Source organism: Rhodococcus artemisiae (assembly GCF_036327795.1).
Classification (GTDB): domain Bacteria; phylum Actinomycetota; class Actinomycetes; order Mycobacteriales; family Mycobacteriaceae; genus Rhodococcus; species Rhodococcus artemisiae.
The window spans coordinates 1-19,703 of sequence record NZ_JAUTXY010000017.1 but is presented as its reverse complement, the minus strand read 5'-3'; the positions used below and the strand labels follow the sequence as shown (position 1 = coordinate 19,703).

20 protein-coding genes and 1 tRNA gene are annotated in these 19,703 nt (G+C 64.2%); 19 read left to right on the top strand and 2 right to left on the bottom strand.

Annotated elements, in window-relative coordinates; all coding sequences use genetic code 11:
- Positions 1-38 precede the first annotated feature (38 nt).
- The 4 genes from Q7514_RS27355 to Q7514_RS27340 all read left to right on the top strand — a co-directional run bounded on the left by Q7514_RS27355 (position 39) and on the right by Q7514_RS27340 (position 5,101).
- Positions 39-647 carry a hypothetical protein gene (locus Q7514_RS27355; protein WP_330136416.1) on the top strand — a complete coding sequence of 203 codons (609 nt, stop codon included), beginning with the start codon at positions 39-41 and terminating at the stop codon, positions 645-647.
- Positions 648-762: 115 nt separating this feature from the next.
- Positions 763-3,729: a type I DNA topoisomerase gene (topA, locus tag Q7514_RS27350; protein WP_330136415.1), complete on the top strand. Its 2,967-nt coding sequence runs from the start codon at positions 763-765 to the stop codon at positions 3,727-3,729.
- Between the two features lie 46 nt (positions 3,730-3,775).
- Positions 3,776-4,963, top strand: coding sequence for a DNA polymerase III subunit delta' (locus Q7514_RS27345; RefSeq protein ID WP_330136414.1), 1,188 nt, complete (start codon positions 3,776-3,778; stop codon positions 4,961-4,963).
- A 62-nt stretch (positions 4,964-5,025) separates the two neighbouring features.
- Positions 5,026-5,101: transfer RNA gene (locus tag Q7514_RS27340), tRNA-Thr, on the top strand.
- A gap of 65 nt (positions 5,102-5,166) precedes the next feature.
- On the opposite strand, the gene Q7514_RS27335 is transcribed toward Q7514_RS27340, so the two are convergent.
- Both Q7514_RS27335 and Q7514_RS27330 read right to left on the bottom strand, forming a co-directional pair.
- Complete coding sequence (locus tag Q7514_RS27335; RefSeq protein ID WP_330136413.1) at positions 5,167-6,408, bottom strand: tyrosine-type recombinase/integrase; 1,242 nt, start codon at positions 6,406-6,408, stop codon at positions 5,167-5,169.
- Positions 6,405-7,061 (bottom strand): helix-turn-helix domain-containing protein, encoded by a 657-nt coding sequence (locus tag Q7514_RS27330; RefSeq protein WP_330136412.1) that lies wholly within the window; start codon positions 7,059-7,061, stop codon positions 6,405-6,407. The genes Q7514_RS27335 and Q7514_RS27330 overlap by 4 nt, the downstream gene beginning before the upstream one ends.
- A gap of 111 nt (positions 7,062-7,172) precedes the next feature.
- Here Q7514_RS27330 and Q7514_RS27325 point away from each other — a divergent pair, with 111 nt between their 5' ends.
- From Q7514_RS27325 to Q7514_RS27255, 15 genes are all read left to right on the top strand, one after another.
- A complete protein-coding gene (locus Q7514_RS27325) occupies positions 7,173-7,379 on the top strand; it encodes a DNA-binding protein (protein WP_304433699.1) in 207 nt (68 codons plus the stop codon).
- A complete protein-coding gene (locus tag Q7514_RS27320; RefSeq protein WP_330136411.1) occupies positions 7,379-7,801 on the top strand; it encodes a hypothetical protein in 423 nt (140 codons plus the stop codon). The genes Q7514_RS27325 and Q7514_RS27320 overlap by 1 nt, the downstream gene beginning before the upstream one ends.
- A gap of 160 nt (positions 7,802-7,961) precedes the next feature.
- Entirely contained in the window at positions 7,962-8,285 is a 324-nt protein-coding gene (locus tag Q7514_RS27315) for a hypothetical protein (RefSeq protein ID WP_330136410.1), read from the top strand.
- Between the two features lie 120 nt (positions 8,286-8,405).
- Positions 8,406-8,990, top strand: coding sequence for a DnaB-like helicase N-terminal domain-containing protein (locus Q7514_RS27310; protein ID WP_330136409.1), 585 nt, complete (start codon positions 8,406-8,408; stop codon positions 8,988-8,990).
- A 17-nt stretch (positions 8,991-9,007) separates the two neighbouring features.
- Positions 9,008-10,060 (top strand): AAA family ATPase, encoded by a 1,053-nt coding sequence (locus Q7514_RS27305; RefSeq protein ID WP_330136408.1) that lies wholly within the window; start codon positions 9,008-9,010, stop codon positions 10,058-10,060.
- A 755-nt stretch (positions 10,061-10,815) separates the two neighbouring features.
- Complete coding sequence (locus Q7514_RS27300; RefSeq protein ID WP_006940083.1) at positions 10,816-10,989, top strand: helix-turn-helix transcriptional regulator; 174 nt, start codon at positions 10,816-10,818, stop codon at positions 10,987-10,989.
- Between the two features lie 101 nt (positions 10,990-11,090).
- Positions 11,091-11,408, top strand: coding sequence for a hypothetical protein (locus Q7514_RS27295; protein WP_330136407.1), 318 nt, complete (start codon positions 11,091-11,093; stop codon positions 11,406-11,408).
- Positions 11,409-11,431: 23 nt separating this feature from the next.
- Positions 11,432-14,785 carry a hypothetical protein gene (locus tag Q7514_RS27290; RefSeq protein WP_330136406.1) on the top strand — a complete coding sequence of 1,118 codons (3,354 nt, stop codon included), beginning with the start codon at positions 11,432-11,434 and terminating at the stop codon, positions 14,783-14,785.
- An 8-nt stretch (positions 14,786-14,793) separates the two neighbouring features.
- Positions 14,794-15,054, top strand: coding sequence for a hypothetical protein (locus Q7514_RS27285; RefSeq protein ID WP_330136405.1), 261 nt, complete (start codon positions 14,794-14,796; stop codon positions 15,052-15,054).
- Positions 15,051-15,218 (top strand): hypothetical protein, encoded by a 168-nt coding sequence (locus tag Q7514_RS27280; RefSeq protein ID WP_330136404.1) that lies wholly within the window; start codon positions 15,051-15,053, stop codon positions 15,216-15,218. Before Q7514_RS27285 ends, Q7514_RS27280 begins: the two co-directional genes overlap by 4 nt.
- 34 nt (positions 15,219-15,252) lie before the next feature.
- A complete protein-coding gene (locus Q7514_RS27275; RefSeq protein ID WP_330136403.1) occupies positions 15,253-15,864 on the top strand; it encodes a hypothetical protein in 612 nt (203 codons plus the stop codon).
- Positions 15,861-16,631, top strand: coding sequence for a phage minor capsid protein (locus tag Q7514_RS27270; RefSeq protein WP_330136402.1), 771 nt, complete (start codon positions 15,861-15,863; stop codon positions 16,629-16,631). The genes Q7514_RS27275 and Q7514_RS27270 overlap by 4 nt, the downstream gene beginning before the upstream one ends.
- Before the next feature lie 20 nt (positions 16,632-16,651).
- A complete protein-coding gene (locus Q7514_RS27265) occupies positions 16,652-17,125 on the top strand; it encodes a hypothetical protein (protein WP_006940090.1) in 474 nt (157 codons plus the stop codon).
- Positions 17,122-18,582, top strand: coding sequence for a terminase large subunit domain-containing protein (locus Q7514_RS27260; RefSeq protein ID WP_330136401.1), 1,461 nt, complete (start codon positions 17,122-17,124; stop codon positions 18,580-18,582). Before Q7514_RS27265 ends, Q7514_RS27260 begins: the two co-directional genes overlap by 4 nt.
- A 779-nt stretch (positions 18,583-19,361) precedes the next feature.
- Positions 19,362-19,559 carry a hypothetical protein gene (locus tag Q7514_RS27255; protein ID WP_054719110.1) on the top strand — a complete coding sequence of 66 codons (198 nt, stop codon included), beginning with the start codon at positions 19,362-19,364 and terminating at the stop codon, positions 19,557-19,559.
- The last annotated feature ends 144 nt before the right edge of the window (positions 19,560-19,703 follow it).

Below are 19,703 nucleotides of genomic sequence, written 5' to 3'. Positions count from 1 at the left end.
CAAGACAACCGGAAATGGCCACAGACAGGGAGGAAGCAGTGAGTCAACTGTCCTTCTTCGGCGCCGATACCGCGCCGCCGGCACTGTCCGATCTGAGTGGGTTGCTTGCGGCGCAGGGACAGGTCGTGTCGCACACCGCTCACTCGGCGCAGATTTCGGTGACGGTAGATGCGTCATGGCGCGCGTCCGCGATCGCCGACCGGATCGTCGCGACGGGTCTGACCGCAGAGATCGGCTCGGCGCCGGACGGGTCTCCGCGGGTGCATACCGCCGACGTTCCCGATCTCGTTCCACTCGCCACCGCGTGGTCGCGCGGCGGAACCAAGAACGTCCCGGCCGGATGGGTCCCGAACGCCGGTGCGCTGAGGACATGGTTCCTGGCAGCGGGCCGGATGGAGGCCGAAGGCGAGCGGTATGTGCTCGGGCTCGATCCGGATGCGCCCGGTACCTACGTCGCACTCTCCGAGGCTTTGATGCTGGCCGGAATCGCCCCCACCTTGATCAGTCCGCACGGCGCCCCACCTGGGCTGAGAGTGTCGGGACCGCGCCGCATCGCGCGGCTCGAGGAGAGCATCGGAGCTCCCCCCGACCACTCTGAAGCCCGCGCGATCTGGCCACGTCACGAGCACGGAGAGCACCACATGTGACGAGCGAACGACCGAGTATGTGCGACCCTGTGTGTGACCGAGTCGGGGAGACGGGTCGGTATACATGTCTTCGAGAGACGGACATGTCGGCAAAAGGGAAGGTTCAGGCGTCACGGTGGCAGCACGGGACAAAGGCACGTCGGACAACGCGTCGGGTACGCGCCGACTCGTCATCGTAGAATCTCCGACCAAAGCGAAGAAGATCGCTCCCTACCTGGGGCGCAACTATGTCGTCGAAGCCTCCGTCGGCCACATCCGCGACCTTCCACGCGGTGCAGCGGACGTCCCTGCCAAGTACAAGGGCGAGTCGTGGGCGCGGCTCGGCGTCGACGTCGATCACGACTTCGAGCCGTTGTACGTCGTCAGCCCCGAGAAGAAGTCGAAGGTCACCGAGCTCAAGTCGCTCCTGAAGGACGCCGACGAGCTCTACCTCGCCACCGACCCCGACCGCGAGGGCGAAGCCATCGCGTGGCACCTCCTCGAGACACTCAAGCCGAAGGTTCCGGTCCGCCGGATGGTCTTCCACGAGATCACCGAACCCGCGATCCGCGCAGCGGCAGAGAACACCCGCGAGCTCGACAACGACCTGGTCGACGCGCAGGAAACCCGACGCATCCTCGATCGCCTGTACGGCTACGAGGTCAGCCCGGTGCTGTGGAAGAAAGTCATGCCGCGACTGTCGGCGGGCCGCGTCCAGTCGGTCGCGACCCGTGTCATCGTGCGGCGCGAACGTGAGCGCATGGCATTCAAGTCCGCCGAGTACTGGGACATCGCCGCGACCATGGACGCCGGTGCCGACGCGAGTCCCCGCTCGTTCGGCGCGCGCCTCGTCAACGTCGACGGTTCCCGCGTCGCTGCAGGTCGCGACTTCGGTCCCGACGGCGCTCTGAAGACCGACGGTGTCGTCGTGCTCGACGAGGCATACGCCCGCCGACTCGCCGACGCGCTGTCCGGTGTCGCGCTGACAGTGTCGTCGGCGGAGAGCAAGCCGTATACGCGCAAGCCTTACGCACCGTTCATGACCTCCACGCTCCAGCAGGAGGCCGGCCGCAAGCTCCGGTTCTCGTCCGAACGCACGATGCGCATCGCGCAGCGGTTGTACGAGAACGGCTACATCACCTACATGCGTACCGACTCGACGACACTGTCCGAGTCGGCGATCGCCGCGGCCCGCTCGCAGGCCACACAGCTGTACGGCGCCGAATACGTGCACGCGACGCCCCGTCAGTACACCCGCAAGGTCAAGAACGCGCAGGAAGCGCACGAGGCGATCCGGCCCGCCGGCGACGTCTTCGCGACTCCGGGCGAACTGCACGCGCGCCTCGACACCGACGAGTTCAAGCTGTACGAGCTGATCTGGCAGCGCACGGTCGCGTCGCAGATGGCCGACGCTCGTGGCACCACTCTCACGCTCCGCATCGCCGGCACCGCCGGGACCGGCGAAGTGTGCACCTTCTCGTCGTCGGGTCGCACGATCACGTTCGCCGGCTTCCTCAAGGCCTACGTCGAAAGTGTCGACGAAGAGGCCGGCGGTCAGTCGGACGATGCGGAGTCGCGTCTGCCGAACCTCAGCGAGGGCGCAGCGGTCACCGCAACGAAACTCGATCCGGATGGGCACTCGACCAATCCGCCCGCCCGGTTCACCGAAGCGAGCCTGATCAAGACCCTCGAAGAGTTGGGTATCGGGCGTCCGTCCACCTACGCGTCGATCATCAAGACGATCCTCGACCGCGGCTATGTCTACAAGCGTGGCAGTGCGCTGGTGCCGTCGTGGGTGGCGTTCTCGGTGATCGGCCTGCTCGAGGCTCATTTCGCGCAGCTGGTCGACTACGACTTCACCGCGGGTATGGAGGACGATCTCGACGAGATCGCCGCCGGTCAGGAGCAGCGCAGCGCGTGGCTGTCCCGGTTCTACTTCGGTGGTGAGCACGGCGACGAGGACTCGGTCGCACGCAAGGGCGGCCTGAAGAAGCTGGTCGGGCAGAACCTCGAGGACATCGATGCCCGCGAGATCAATTCGATCCGGTTGTTCGACGATGCGGAGGGTCGCGAGATCCACGTGCGGGTGGGCCGATTCGGTCCGTACCTCGAGCGGATGGTCGTAGACCCCGACAACCCGGACGGCGACCTCATCTCGCAGCGCGCGAACCTGCCCGAGGATCTACCGCCGGACGAGCTGACCCTCGAGTACGCGGAGAAGCTCTTCTCGACCCCGCAGGAGGGCCGGGTTCTCGGCGTCGATCCGGCGACCGGACACGAGATCGTCGCTCGCGAGGGTCGCTTCGGTCCGTACGTCACCGAGTTGCTGCCCGAGCCGAAGCCCGAGCCGGAGCCGGAACCCGATGTCACCCCCGTCCCGGTCGAAGAGCTGACGAGCGGCGGCGCAACGAAGACCGCGACCAAGACGGCCGCAAAGAAGGCGGCCAAGAAGGCGCCGGCGAAGAAGGCAGCGAAGAAGGCCACCGGCCCGAAGCCGCGCACGGCGTCGCTCCTCAAGACGATGGAGTTGTCATCCGTCACGCTCGACGACGCCCTGCGGTTACTGTCACTTCCGCGTGTCGTCGGTGTCGATCCGGAGTCCGGCGACGAAATCACCGCGCAGAACGGTCGCTACGGTCCGTATCTGAAGAAGGGCACCGATTCGCGTTCGCTGGCGACCGAGGAACAGATGTTCACGGTCACCCTCGAGGAAGCCCTGAAGATCTACTCCGAACCGAAGCGTCGCGGACGTCAGGCTGCTGCTGTACCTCCGCTACGAGAACTCGGCGTCGATCCGGTCAGTGAGAAGCCGATGGTCATCAAGGACGGCCGTTTCGGTCCGTACGTCACCGACGGCGAGACCAACGCGAGCCTGCGCAAGGGTGACGAGGTCGGCACGATCACCGACGAACGCGCATCCGAGCTGTTGGCGGATCGCCGTGCCCGGGGGCCGGCGAAGAAGACCACCAAGAAGGCGGCGAAGAAGGCTCCCGCCAAGAAGACCGCAGCGAAGAAGACCGCGGCGAAGAAGGCAGTAGCCAAGAAGACAGGGGCGAAGAAGGCTCCCGCCAAGAAGACCGCCACCGAGGAGACGACCGACTGATCCGCCAGGACCTAGGTTGTCGGTGCCGATCGCTACGCTGAGCCCCATGCCCGGAGTCTTCGATCGTCTCGTCGGTCAACACGATGTCGAGACCGACCTCGTCGGTGCGGCCGTGGCCGCACGAACCGGCGCCTCCGGTTCTGCGATGACCCACTCCTGGCTGTTCACGGGTCCGCCCGGATCAGGTCGCTCCATTGCGGCCCTGTGCTTCGCAGCGGCACTGCAGTGCACCGACGACGCAAGCCCCGGGTGCGGTCGCTGCCACGCGTGCACCACGACGATGGCCGGCACCCACGGCGATGTCCGACGCGTCGTTCCCGAAGGCCTGACGATCAGCGTCAAGGCGATGCGCGAGATCGTGCAGGTCGCAGCCCGGCGGCCGAGTACCGGGCGTTGGCAGGTCGTCGTCATCGAAGACGCCGACCGTCTTACGGAAGGTGCCGCGAACGCGCTGCTCAAGGTCGTCGAGGAGCCGCCGCGGCGCACGGTGTTCCTGCTGTGCGCGCCGTCGGTCGATCCTGAGGACATCTCGGTGACCCTGCGGTCGCGGTGCCGACACGTCGGGCTGATCACCCCGAGCGTCGTCTCGATCGCCCAGGTCCTTCGCGACGTCGACGGTATCGCTGCGGATGCCGCGCAGTGGGCCGCGTCGGTCAGCGGTGGCCACGTGGGTCGTGCTCGACGTCTCGCCACAGATCCGGCTGCGCGCGACAACCGCAAACGTGCGCTCGACGTCGCCGGCGCTGTACTGCGACCCGCCACCACCTATACAGCCGCAGAAGAACTCGGCAAGAGTGCGGAGACCGAGGCGAAGGAGATCAGCGCAGACCGGGACGAACGGGAAACCGAAGAACTCAAGACCGCGCTCGGTGCCGGCGGAACCGGCAAGGGCGCGGCCGGTGCGCTGCGAGGTTCGGCGGGAGTACTCAAGGAACTCGAACGCACCCAGAAATCGCGCAAGACCCGCACCGAGCGCGACATCATGGACCGCGCCCTCATCGACCTGGCCGGGTTGTATCGGGACGCGCTCGCTCATTCGATGGGTGCGGCTGCGACGCCCAACCACCCCGACATGGCAGACCGCGCCCGCGACCTCGCATCCCGAACGAGGCCCGAAGGGCTCCTCGACTGCATCGAAGCGATCCTCGACTGTCGTGAGGCGCTCGCACAGAACGTCAAGCCACGCTTCGCGCTGGCCGCGATGGCCGCCCGTCTGAGCGCGCCGTTCCGGTGATCACCCTGCCGGTTTGCATCGGGCAGGGGGGTTTCGGCTAGACTTCGGACGCCGCAAGGCGCGCTGCCTTAGCTCAGTCGGTAGAGCATTTCACTCGTAATGAAAAGGTCGCGAGTTCGATTCTCGCAGGCAGCTCCAACGGGGAAGCCCCCTCACCTGGACCAACAGGTTGAGGGGGCTTCTTCGTGTTTGGTGAAAAGGTTCTAGACCATCGATTCCGGTCGCAGATCGGTCGCACGCCGCGCAGCACGCTCACTCCGAAGCTCGGCAGCGGCCGCGTCCAACACCCCACCGAGAGCGTCGGCAGCGGCATGGGCAGCCTCGGGGGAGAGGTGGCCGTAGAGGTCCGCCGTGATCGACACCTGCGAATGCCGGAGCGTCTTCGACACCAGGGGCAGGGGCACCCCGTTCTGCAACATCAACGAGGCAGCGAGGTGCCGGAGGTCGTGGAGCCTGACGAGAGGTAGGCCGGCAGTCTCGGACAGGGCATGGAACCGCTTGAGGACGTACTCGGGCCGGAGCATCGCACCGTTCTCCCGGGCGAACACAAGATCGTTGTCCTCATACGCTTCGCCCCACATGGCCCGTTCTGCCCCCTGGTTGGCCCGCTGACGCTCGAACACGGCGACCATGCGGGTTGATAGCCCCACCCACCCGGCGGAGGCTTTCGTCTTGGGGGCGCCGATGACGAGCTTTCCTTTTACGTCGGTGACGCTGCGACGGACGCGGAGGATGCGGTTGTCGAGGTCGACGTCTTCCCACTGCAACGCGAGGACTTCACCTCGGCGGAGGCCGGTGCCGATGAGGACTTCGAAGAGGGGGGCGAGCCGGTCGCCGTGGATGTGGTCGAGGAACTGGGCGGCTTGCGCTGCGGTCCAGGGTTGCCGTTCGGGCGCCCGGTAGGCGGGAGGCTGGACGTGTTGCGCTGCGTTGTGGGTGAGCCGCTTGTGGCGTACGGCGTCGGAGAGGGCGGAGCGCAGGACGGCGAGGACGGACTTGATGGTGGAGGGGCCGCGTCCTTCTTCGATGAGGGTGTCGACGAGGCGGACGACGTGTTCGTGGCGGAGTTGTTCGAGCTTGATGGTGCCGATGTGCGGGTTGATGCGTTTGTGGACGAACTCGCTGTAGCCGAACAGGGTCCGGGGTTTGAGTGTGTGACGTTTCTCACCGAGCCATTTGATGAGGTACTGGGCGACGGTTTCGCGGTCGTCGGTCTTGACGGAGCTGTCGACCCGTTCGTGGACTTTCTTCAGTTCGGCTTGGGCTTCGCGTTTGGTGGCGAACCCTCCTCGGCGCATGGTTTTGCGTTTGCCGTCGAGGCTGGGGAGGTCGACTGCGAATGACCAGGTGCCGTGTTTGTCGTCGGCGAGTTGGGGGCAGTTGGTGCCGAGGGGCCGGCGGTTGTGGTCGACGCAGTGGCAGCGGCGGTAGATGCGGCCCTTCATGGCTGGTCTCCCTCATGGAATAGGTCGGGTTGGTCGTTGTTGTCTGCGAATGCTCCGCTGGCTGGTGGGGCGACGCCGGCGTTGCGCATGGCGGTTCGGTGGCGCTGGAGGGCTTTGACGGAGAAGTCGAGGATGTCTTCTGACATGGAGACTCGATGTTGTTGGATGTTTTCTTTCTCGGGGGTCCATCCCCGCATCCCGTCGTGGATCGTTTCGTCCTTGGCTTTTCGCAGTTCCTGGCGGCTGTGTTCGACGCGTTGGAGTAGTTCGTCGTGGTGGATGAGGAGTGCGGTCGCTTGGTTGTGGGTGTCGCTTGCGTCTACTCCTGTGAATCGCTTGGCGGCTGTCCATGAATCGACCGTGATTTCCGGCACATATTCCACGGGTTCGTCGGGGATTCCGGGGTAGATGAGGGTGATGGGCGGCACGTCGAGGGCGTACGCGATGGCGATTAGCTCACTGATGTCGACGCTTGTTTTGCGCCCGCCTTCGAGGTTGACGAGCGCGTTGCGGGTGTAGGTGTAGCCGAGTGCGTCGACGCGGCGGGCTAGCTCTGCGGCTGTGACCTTGGGGTTTGCTGCTTCGCGGGTGGCTCGCACTGTTTCTCCGATGCGTTTGGCGGTCGCTGCTTGCCATGTCTCGGACTGTGTCATGAGGACACACTCTACCCTTTCAAGTGCTTCCTGTAGACGTGCTGTGCTACTGTGTGTTCCAGCAACACAGTTGTACTCGGAGATTCAGTCTAAGAAACACAGGAGGCTTCGGTGTCGAAGTTTGTTCAGGAACTCCGCGAGGCAGGGCCTACGTGCTCGCTCGCTGAGGCGATTAAGGCGCTCGGTATCAGCCGCGGACACGGGTATGCGCTGGCAAGGGCCGGCGAGTTTCCGGTGAAGGTTCTGCGTCTGGGCAGCACGTACCGGGTTGTGACGGCGGACCTGCTTCGGGTCCTTGGACTGGATGAGGTGGCCTGATGCGTGACCTCGATGCAACCGAATCGAACAACAACCTCCAGGGGGAGAGCATGACCACCATCAATCCGTCCCGAGTTCTGATCGACCAGTACCTCGCGATGATCGGATGCAACGGCATCGAGGCTGGTGACGATGCACTCACCGCGAAGGTTCAGGCCGATTTCGACGCATGGAACGAGGAAAACGGCATTCGTCCTGACGACATGTTGGAATCCTCCGCTTCGCGGGTGGGCCTCACGATCAATGAGTACGCCAGCGTCCTAGACACCCTTACGTCCATGGGTGACGCAGAAGACGTGGTTAGCGCCGACACCATGGTCACAAGCTGGACAGTCGCGGCCGAGCTCGCATATGGACTGGCGAGCGGCAGTGTGCAGTCGGTTCTGATTTCGGCCCATGCCACCACGACCAGGGTTATCTGATGGCCGGGTGGTTCGCGTCGGGTTCGGTGCGTGAGGTTGAGGTCGTGGAGCGTGAGGACCGCATTGAGCTGCGGTTCGGTCCTGCATCGATCCATATGTCGCCGGCGGAGGCTCGGCGTTTCCACAAGCAGTTGACGGCAATCGTAGAGAAGGGCAAGTCATGAACAACAACACCCGCATTGAGGTCGCGGCAGGACAGTTCACCGTGGAGGAGTTCGCGCCTGGTGAGCTGCTGATCGAGAGTCGCCCGATCTTCTTCACGGACGACGGTTGCGGCTACACAGTGTCGGTTCCGTACTACGTGCGGAGCGAGGATGCCGGGGTTCTGGAGATCAACCTGATTGGTCCTACTCAGGATCGGGCGTGGGGAATCATCGAGATTGAGCGGCAGGCGAAGGCCCTGGAATCGGTTCAGGCCTTCTACGACGTGTTGCGTTGGCAGTTCGCGTTCTTCGTGGATGAGTATTTCGCGAAGCTGGGTTGATGCTTTGGGGGACGCGACCGTGGCTACCGGCCGCGTCCCCTGAGGGCAACCGTAGCAGGAGGTCGATGAATCTCGCATAACCCCAGGCATTTCTGGTCCTGGGTTCATCTGGAGGTGCGCATGCCCCCCTTAACGACGGAAGCGCCGGCCCTGCTACGGCCGACGCTCCCCGAGACTTCAGTTGTCCCAACTGCTGAAGACGATTCTATCCGACCGCATCGGGCGGTACAACCTGCCGGGTTCGCGGACGGCACGCCAGCGCAAGCCTTCCTGTGCGCGGCGCTCTTCTCTACGCCTGCGGATGTTGCGGCGGTTCTTCGGTTCGTTGACGACCTCGACTTTGAGAAGCCTGGTCAACGCCTGATTGTGGAGGCCATTCGCGCCCTCTCGCTGGCCGGTGAGCCGACTGACGCCGTGTGCGTGGGTGATTGGCTGGCCCGGAACGGCAAGCTCACTCAGGACGCGAAGTACGAACTGACGTGCGCGATAACGGCTGGGGCGAACTCGGATGCGTTGCGCCACTATGCGACTGCTGTGGTAGCCGACTCGTTCCGGGAGGCGTACGCCAGTCTCGGTGAGGCCCTGCTCGAATCCGCTGGCGTGATGCCGGAACACGACCTTCTGCCGCAGCTGGTGGAGGGCGGGACTCGCCTGCGCAATCACTCTCGCCGTTTGGATGCACTCCGCGGCCATGACAACAACTGAATACGGAGACCCCCGACATGTTTGAATCTTCCCAGTTTGACCAGTTCCTCGCTGAGACCGGCGCCTTCACAGGCGACTGGCTGAATGTGCAGGAGTTCCCCGCCATGCAGTGGACCGTCCCTGGCATCATCCCCGAGGGGTTCGGGCTGCTGGTCGGCGCACCGAAGATGGGCAAATCTTGGTTTGCGCTGGATGTCGCGCTGCGCAAGTCTGCTGGTGGGCGTGTGCTCGGCGCTATCGACTGCGAGCCGGAGCCGGTGTTGTACCTCGCCCTGGAGGACGGTGAGCGACGGTTGCAGGGCCGCAGCCGACACCTCCTCGGCGAGAACGGGCGCATCCCGTCCGGGCTGACGTTCATTACGAAGGTCAACCCGATCGACCTGGTATCGACGATCGAGGCATTCCTCGAGTGCTACTCGGATCGCTCCCCGCTGGTCATCATCGACACACTCGGCAAGGTGATGCCAGCCGCTAAGCCCGGGGAAAGTGCATACGAGCGCGACTATCGGTTCGGCGGGAAGCTCAAGGAAATCTCCGATCGCTATGTGGGTTCGACGATCAAGGTGGTCCACCACACCCGCAAGGCTGCTGCGGAGGACTTCGTAGAGGCCACGTCAGGGTCGAACGGGTTGGCGGGTTCTGCTGACTTCGTCCTGGTCCTGAATCGCAGGCGCACGGAGACGGACGCGGTGCTGTCGGTGACTGGGCGTGACGTGGTGGAAGCGGAGTACGCAATGACCACGGATAACGGCCGCTGGTCTTTGAAGGGCGCGAGCCTGGAGGAGGCTGCTGCCGCCGCGGTGGAGGTCAAGTCGACATCGGGTGTGGGTGATCGTTCGGCGGATGTCATCGCGTTCGTGTCCCGGCATCCGAATGGTGTCGCACCGAAGGCGGTGTCGGAAGCGCTGGACTTGCCCGACGCTCGACGGTATCTAGCTCGTCTCGCTGAGGCGGATCGGCTCCGCAAGATCGGACGCGGCTTGTACGGCCCTGTCCCAACTGTCCCAATGTCCCATTCGGACGCACGGACGAACGTGTGGCTCGGTTCGGGTGAACCTCTCGAACTCTGATCGATGACGGTCGGGGGTTCGTGCTTGTCGCGAATCCCCGACTGCCCCTCTACATGTGTGTCCCAACTGTCCCGTTGTCCCAATCGGATGAAGTGTTTCTCGGCATTGGGACACATGGGACACATGGGACACCCCCTCTCAGGAGTGTTCTTCATGAAGATTCGAATCCCTCACCTCGACGTTTCCACGACGTGGTTCTCCGAGCCATGCACGCGCTGCGGTGTCGACGCAACCTGGCATGTCAAAGTCCAGTCGCCTCGCTTCTCCACGTCCGCTTTTTTCTGTGGAGAACACGTCCCGAACGCAGCCCTCGAAAAGTATCTCGAGAGCCTCGCCAGCGCGTAGTTGAACGCATCGCCTAGGGCGGGTCGGAAAAGTCCGGCCCGCCCCTCCCTACCCATAACTAATTTTCGTTCGTCAGCGTTCGATCTAGACCCCATTACGCATGCCTCTAGGAGAAGCAATGCCCCGAATTCTTACAATCACCACCACCACCGAAGCTGCCGCACTCAAAGTTTCCGATCGACTCCAGTGCGTCCATTGCGTTCTTCAACGCCAAATCCTCCGGTCCAACCACGGCTTCGTTCTCACCGTGGCGCACGAGCGAGGATGCCGAATGGTGGGTATAAAACCCGTCAAGCGCCGGTGACTGGACATAGCATGGTATTCTTAATGAGTCCCCGAAGTGTGCCAAAAATCAGAACCACAGCCCTGTCGAGTCCGGCGGGGCTTTCCCATTCCCAAAGGGGGACGCAATGAATACCGGCCGCATGTACGAGACAATCGCGGAGTGCGCCGAACGCTGCAAGGTGAACGAAAAGACCATTCGCCGCGCAATCGCAGACGGCAAGCTCACCGCCTACCGACTCGGACCACGCACCACCCGCCTCGACGTGCACGAAGTCGACGCAGCATTCGCCACCACATAGCTTCTCTGGCGGCTGTCGGGGTCGCGCCAGAGAAACCGGCACGCTCGGGTTGAGCGAGTTACACCTCCTCGCTCCCCGGGCGTTGTCGCGTAAGGAGCACCATGGATTTTGACGCCTCCGGCAACAACTTGGATGACATGCTTTCCAGGTCCGACGATGTTCGATCCTGGCTGCACGAACTCGCAGAACTCGGAGCCGACGACTGGGCTATCCGTTCCAGGTGGAAAACAGGCTTCAATGCCACTCACGTGGAAGCGCAAACCGACCACGGTCCGTCCGGGAATTGGGAAGCAACCATTTACGCCTCGGGCCACTACGCGCGTTGGCGCGAACACGGAACCCGATACAACGCACCTGAGCGTGTGATGTCGGACTACCTGCGTTCGATCGATCCGGACGCGGACATAAACAACCCGTAGCCAGGGGAAACGGAAAATTCAATATGGCCGAACCGTTCAATGCCGGCAGTGCATACGCCACAATCCGGCCGCGCCTTGACCCGCAGTGGAAGCAAAAGATCAGCGCGGAGATTTCGAAACCGCAGAACGATCCCAACGCCAAGGTCACCGTCACTCCGCAGCTCGGTGCGCTCACCGACTTCAAGAACGACCTGAAGGCGAAGATGGCGGCGACGAACGCCACCGTCAAGATCGCCCCGGTCCTCGGTTCCCTGACCGAGTTCAAACGGGATCTTCGGGCATCCACGGCGAACTTGCAGGTGAAGGTCAACGTCACCCCGAACATGACGGAGTTCCGGCGTGAACTGCGCAGGGCCTCCACGGTCGGCACCGGCGGTGTTCGTCTCCCCGTGGACCTGGACCTGACGCGGGCACGGGCACAGCTCGCCGCGTTCCGCGCCGCCACCCCCGACCTTCGGATGAACCTCGACCTTGACACTGGCGGGGCGACCGCCGGCATGGCCTCGATGATCGCCCAGGCACTCGCCCTGCGCACCGCCCTCAACGGGATCGACATCGGTGGTTCCGGTGGTGGCGGACTCGGTGGTCTCGGTGGTGGAGGTGGTGCAGCTTCCGCCGCTGGTGGTCTCGGGTCGATGCTGCCGATGCTCGGTTCGATCGCTGCTCTCGCCCCGGTGGCGTTGGGTGCGGTCGGTCAACTCGGCATCGGCATGCTCGGCCTTGGTGCCGCTGCCGGCCCTGCACTCGCCACGATCGCTCTCGGTTTCGAGGGCATCAAGACCGCCGCGGAATCCATCAAGCCCCAGTTCGATGCACTGAAAACGCAGGTCAGCGACGTTTTCGCTCGGGAGATGCAGCCGGCGTTCGAGTCGATCGGCTCCCTCATGGAGTCCCTCGGCCCCGAAATGGAGGGCATCGCCTCCGGCATGTCGGGTCTGTTCACCGGGGTCACCGATGCGCTCACCGGTCCCGGCTGGGATTCGCTGCAAGAGTTGTTCGGAAGCATCCCGCAGTTCCTGTCCGCGATGGGGCCGGGCCTCAACGACTTGGTTGTGGGATTCACCGACCTGGGTCTCGCTGCCGCCCCCGCAATGCAGGCGATGGGCGCCGGACTCGGCGACATCCTCGGCGAATTCGGTCAGGCACTCACCGGACTCATGGAATCGGGTGACCTCACCGCCCTGTTCGAGGGCTTCGGTCAGGCACTCACCGGATTCGGGCAGCTCCTCGGACCGCTCATCACGATGCTCGGGCAGCTCGGTGCCGAACTCGGCGGCTCCCTCGGCGGCCTGTTCGCGCAGCTCGGCGAGGTTCTCACTCAGCTCACCCCCGCGTTCCGGGAGATCGTCGGTGTGGTGGGTCCGGTGCTCGTCGACACCTTCGCGGCTCTCGTCCCGGCGATCGGTCCGCTCGGGCAGGCGTTCGCGTCGCTGGTGTCGGCGGTGGCCCCGGTGCTGCCGCTCATCGCCCAGTTGGTCGGCAATGTCGTGTCCGCTCTCGCGCCGGCACTGACGGTGTTGTTCAACGCGCTCGCCCCGGTAATTCAGTCCATGGTCGAGCAGCTTCAGCCCGTGATCCAGGCATTGGCGCCGATCCTCGCCCAGGTGGCGATGACGATCGCAGAGGGTCTTGCGGCGGCGTTCCAGGCGATCGCCCCGTCCCTGCCGTTGCTGGCGGAATCCTTCGGCCAGATCGTGCTGGCGATCGCCCCGTTCCTGCCGCAGCTTGCACAGATCATCGGCGAACTGCTGCCGCCGCTGATGGCCCTGTTCAACGACCTGATCACCACGATCCTGCCGCCCGTGACCGAGGGGTTCCGGTGGCTGGCGGAGAACGTTCTGCCCCTGGTGGTCGGGGCCATCACCAACCTTGCGCAGGTGTTCGGCGAGAAGATCCAGTTCGTCCGCGACGTGTTCGCCGATGCGAAGACGTTCCTCGGCGGGGCCGTCGATGGCATCGTCGGGTTCTTCACCGGCATGGGCGACAGCATCGCGGGCGTCTGGGATGGTGTGGTCGACAACGTGCGAACCGCGGTCCGTGCCATCGGTGACCTGTTGCAGCGAGTGCCGACGAAGATCGGGCCGATCACTGTCCCTGGTGGACAGGGTGCCCGTGACCTGGGTGCGAAGCTCAGCGATTGGGCGCAGTCCAACGCCGATGGTGGTTTCATCACCGGCCCCGGAACCGGCACCTCCGATTCGATCCTGTCGTGGCTGTCGAATGGTGAGTTCGTCATCCGGGCCGCAGCGGTCAAGCAGTGGCGACCCTTGCTCGAAGCGATCAACAACGGCGACCTCCCCAAGTTCGCCACGGGCGGCTACGTCGGCGAGGCAGGAGAACGCGCCCTCGCGTTCGCCCAGTCCAAGAACGGTTTGCCGTACGTCTACGGTGGCGCCTCGGGTTCCTCCTGGGACTGTTCCGGCTTCATGTCGGGCATCCACAACGCCCTCACCGGTCAGTCTGTTCGCTACGTCACCGGCTCGGACTTCGCGTCCCTCGGCTACGTTCCCGGTTTCGATCCGAACGGGTTCAGCATCGGCACCGATGGTGGTGTCGGCACGGGTGGGCACATGGCCGGCACCCTGTTCGGCACCAACGTCGAGAGCGACGGAAGCAACGGTGTGCAGTTCGGTGGAGGCGCCGACGGTGCGCTCGGATTCCCCGCCGTGTGGCACCTGCCCCGGCACCTGTGGAACCCGCCGCAGATGGACGACCCGAACTCGGAATCGTTGCAGGGCCTGGACTATGGCGACGATCCCGCGCAGGGCCTCGACTACGGTGGCTCCACTCCTCCCGTCACAGTGACGAATCCCCCCGCCAAAAGGGGCAGCACTCCCACCGCTCCCCGCAAGTCGACGCCCTCCACCACCACGGCACCGCCCCCAGTCGTGGGGTCCAGCCCCACAACTGCACCGTCCAAGCCGGCGCACGACCCGGCGGCGATCTACCAGAACGCAACCAGTTCGTTCATCGACAAGGCCAAGAACGCCGGTCAGCAGTTCATCGACGGGTGGATTCCCACCGAGCTGACCAACCCTCAGGGCCTCGTCGGGGGTCTGCTCAACGCCGGCCGCGAAATCTCCGCCTGGTACGCGCAGAACCACGGCACCCCGGACATCGTGAACGACCCCGTCGGCTCCCTCGGGCAGATCGCAGGCGGCTTCATCGGTGGCGGCACACCCCCGCTTCCGATGCCCGACCTGAGTCCCGCAGGCGTGCAGAACACCGTCAATTCGATCCGGCAGATAGCACCCGCCGATGCCGCCAAGTCGCAGCCCGGAGACACCTACCACTTCCACGTCACAAACATCGACGAAGCCTTCCGCCGCTACCAGGTGGAGCAGGCCAAAAAGGCCGCCGGCTTCATGTCCCGTTAGGAGACCCCGTGCAGAACTTCCAGCTCAAACCCCAGGACTACCGCACCGCCCTCGCCGCGATGCTGCACTGGGAAGCCGGCGACCAGACCGCCGCCGCGCTGATGATGGGCGAATCCGCCGAACAGGATCGCACCGTCGAGTTCACTCTCGCGCTGCTCGATGCGCACTGCCAGATCATGAAGGCCGCCTACCGCGATCTCAACGCCCGCGAAGTGCTTCAGCGGTGGGCGCTCGACCTCGCCGCCCAGGAGAACGGAGACCAGGAATGACCGACCTCAACGACAACGCAATCGCCGACACCCCCACCACGACCGGAACCGAAGACTGGTGGGCATACCTTGAACGCCTGGCAGACCGAAACCGGCAACGCGCGGAATCCGCCGCTGTGATCGAAGAGATGATCCTCGCAGACCGCGCCCGCCGCAAGTACTGAAAACAGTTACACCACAACAGAATAGAGATAAGAGATGACCTCGATCCGCGAACGCCTCACCGCTCTCCGCAACCTCGCCCGCGAAGGCGCACCCGTCGATGCCGCCGAGTTGGTCGACCTCCAGAACAAGGTTGCCGCCGAAGCGCAGATCGCCGCCCTTGCTGCTGAAGGCGAAGCCGCCCGCGCCGCCGAGAAGGCCGAACGGGAACGCCTCGCACGACGCGCCCAGGCCGCCACCGAAGCCCGCGACATGGTTGCCGGCAGCCGCGACCGCATCGTCAAAACCTACGGCAAGCTCGCCGCACTACTCGCAGAACTCGACGAAGCCTGCGACGACTACCAAGCCGACATCAATTCCGCGGTCAACACCCTGAGCAACGCCGGGTACGCCACCTGGAATCAGACTGCGTACGCCCCGCAGCCGGTCGACCATCCCGATTTCGACGAGCACATGCACAGCATCATCGCCAGCGGCGGCCATGCGGTGCAGATCGACGACACCCGCCACAGCCCGGTAAACGCCGGCCGCATCGCCCTCTGGGCCGCCGCGAACCACGCACCCGGGGTGTCCGCCGGCCTCGGAGCATGGAAGCGCAACAAGGACACCTACCCGCTCACTGCGCCGATGCCTGAGATCGCCGAGTGAATCGACTTCTCGATCGGCTGTGGCGCTGGGTGGACACCCTCGTCGCAGCCATCACCACCTCCTACGACTGGGTGCAGTCGACGGTGACCGAGCGCCTACGCGCAACACTCCGCGTGGGCCTCGGTCAACCCCTCACCGACGAGCAATACCGCCGCACCCTCAACACCGCAGTCGGCCAATATCAGCGCTGGCTCCGCCGTCTCGTCCGCACCCTCAACACCCGCACCCCCAACACCGTCCGCGAAGCGTTCGCCACCCTCCGCGCCGACCTCGACATCACCTTCCCCCGCACGGTCGAACAGGAACTCGCCAACCTGATCACCGCCACCCACACCCGCATCGTCGACAACCACCTCGAAGTGCGTCGACTCATCCGCCGGGTCCTCGCCACCAACCCGCAAACCCCGGCAGAGCGACAGGCCGCGGTCGACCGCATCCTCCGCCAAGCCGAACGCGAAGGCTACGACCTGCACACCGTCGACTCCCGTGGTCGCCGTATCCCGCTCAACGTGTGGGCACGGCGTGCAGTGGACGGTCACGCCGCGAACGTCGCTCTCAGCGCCTATCAGAGGGCAATGCAAGCCTCTGGGCTTGATCTCGTCCGTGTCTCGTCGCATGACGGCACCTGTCCGAAGTGCGCACCGTGGCAGGGCCGCGTCCTGTCCCTCAACGGCACCACGGACGGCTACCCGACGCTCGCACAAGCCCGCGCCGGCGGTCTCTTTCACATCTCCTGCCGCCACGGCCTCACCCCCACAACTCAATAACGCACCTTTCAGGAGGTTGCATGTCCGACCTCGAACCCCAGCAGCCGCAGCGCCCCGCCTGGCAGCGCCCACCCTTCGAGCCCCAGCACACCAAAAGCCTCAAACACGGGCTGTGGTCACGCTCCGATCGGTTCATCTCCGTCCGTGTCGCCGAACTCGTCAACGAAGCCCGCGACGTATGCGACTACCTCTGCGACCCCAGCTACGAGGCAGCTCTCGTCGACTGGGCACAAACCGAAGCCCGCATCGAACAGGGCGAACGGTGGCTTGCCGAAAACGGTGGCGACATCGGACCCAACGGCGGCATCAAACCCGCAGCGAACTACCTCATCCGCCTCCGCGCCCACGCCACCAAAGTGCGTGAACGCCTCGGACTCGACCCCGTAGCCCGCGCCACCATCACCCGCGACCTCGCACAGGCACGCCGCGACACCCACCAAACCAAGGACATCATCACCGTCCTCACCGAAGCCGCAGAGGGAGACCACCTGTGACCGCATCCCTCGCCACGGTCGTCAACGACCCAGTGCGCTTCGCCGAGACAGTCCTCAAAGCGAACCTGTTCGACTACCAGAAGTCGGTGGCGCGATCCGACGCACGGCTCCGAGTCCTCTGCGCAGGACGACAGTCCGGCAAAAGCGAGATCCTCGCCATCCTCGCCATCCACACCGCCGTCACCAAACGCAACGCCACCGTCTACATCATCAGCGGCGGCGAGAAAATGGCCGAGAAGCTCCTCGCGAAGATCACCAAGATGGTTCGCAAGGCCGGACTCGAAGCCGGCATCGTCGGCGACCTGAAGAACATCCTCAGCTTCACCAACGGCAGCACGATCGAAGCCGTCCCCACCTCCGAAGCCCGCATCCGAGGCGAAACCGTCGACCTGTTGATCCTCGACGAATCCGGCATCATCAGCGACGGCATCTGGGACGCAGCATGGGGCACCACCATCGCCGCCCAGCCCGCAGGGCGCACCCTCGCCGCCGGCACCCCCTGGGGCGGACGCGATCACTGGTACCGCAGCAACTTCGAACGCGGCCTCAAACACCCCGATGACTCGGTCGAGTCCTTCACCTGGACCAGCTACGACAGTCCTCTCGCCGACCGGGCAGCCCTCGAAGACCGCAAACGCGCACTACCCAGCGACAAGTTCCGCAGGGAGTACCTCGCCGAATGGGCCGACGAAACCGGAGCGTTCCTCACCACCGAAGAACTCAACAACGCCACCGTCGACTACACCTACACCACCGACACCACGCCCTGGCCCTACACCACCCAGCCCCGAGGCGGACACGTCTACGCCGGCATCGACTGGGGAATGAACGACTACAACGTCCTCGCCTGCGTCGGCACCCTCGACGACCACGGTGGTCTCAACACCCACCGCGAACACGATCCGGTGTACTTCGTCGCCCACCTCGAAGGGCACCAGCAGATGCAGTACCAGGACTTCGTCGACCGCATCTGGAAAGTCGGAACCCACTACAACCTCCGCCACGTCATGTCCGAAACCAACGGCGTCGGCGGACCCGCAACACAGATGCTCCACGCCACCAAAAAGAAGCGCCTCGACACCCTCCAAGGCCGCCCCCAAATCCACCAAGTCCACACCAGCGCACAATCCAAGACCACCAACTTTGGTCAACTGAAGGTGCTCCTACAGCGCCGGCAACTCATCCTCCCCAACCACGGTGAACTCTTGAAGCAGCTCAACAACCTCCAGTACACCGAACTCCAACACGGCAACCTGAAAATCGAAGTCCCCGCCAACATCGGCCACGACGACCACGCCGACGCCCTCAGCCTCGCCATCGGAGCCATCACCAAACGCAACCGCCGCATCCACCGCGACACACACAGCAATGCCATCCGCCGCTACTGGCACGGTCAACAACTCCACCAGCTCGACGACGGCACACAAATCCCCCACGAACCCATGCTCCTCGACTGAACAGCCACATTGCCGACGCCAACAACCTGACCGACCAGGGGTACGCACTTTCCCGTACCCCAGAACCTCGCCAACTCCCCACAGAACCCCGCAACCGTCACCCCGGGGGTTGCAGATCAACCGTGGTGTTCACGACCATGGTTGAACCGTTGCCTTCGAAGCAACACACCAGTCGTGTCGATGAACGACACACCTCAACCCTTCTCCCCCAACCCCAGGAAAAGAACAACAGGACAGAGTCGCGTGAGGGGTGGTTGGTTGCCCGTCTGGCTTTGTACTGCGGTTTGTAGCAATGCCGCGCGTGCGAGAGCAGTGCTCACGATCGTTGGTGCCGGCGGTGTCGGTCGCGGTTCGGTCGCAGACTGCGTGCGACCGGTTGGGATGCGACCGGACTCAGTAGACCCGAAACCGGCTTTGACCAGCACATACGCGAATGGGGACTACTGCGAGATACCCCGCTAATAGCACTCGTAATGAAAAGGTCGAGAGTTCGATTCTCTCAGGCAGCTCCGTGACGAAGGCCCCGTCCCACAGGGACGGGGCCTTCGTCGTTGCCGGGACATCTCCGGATATGCGTGGATCATGGGAACCATGCTGATGGAACTGTTCTCCCTCATCCTGATCCTCGGCGCGCTGGCGGTGGTGCTTCCGATGGCGATCCGCGTCTTCCGCAACCGCGACGATCGCTGAGCAGGATCCGTATCCGGAGGCGCCGGCATCTTTACGACAAGCCCCGGCGTCTCTCGACAAGCTGCAGTGCAACGGCTCATGCTCGATACATGAGCGAGTCGTTGAAGGAACGGGTGCGCGACAAGATCCTCCGGCAGCGCATCGAAGACGGTGGCAGGCCCATCGGGGACGCAGAAGGAGACGACCCCAGGGCCATGGACCTGAATCACGATCTGATGCTGCTCGACGGCGCCGAGGAAGACGACGCCGTCGTACAGGCCCTTGCGGAGAAATATTGGGTGCCCTGATAGCAGGAATACCTCGTTGACCTGGCGATTTGGTGTTCCGGTTGATCCTCGCGTAACTTATTTCAGGTCAGAGCGACACGGACACCGACCCGGACCGCAAGGTCAGGGACAACGAGGTTGGACGCAGGCGCCTGAATGTCACTG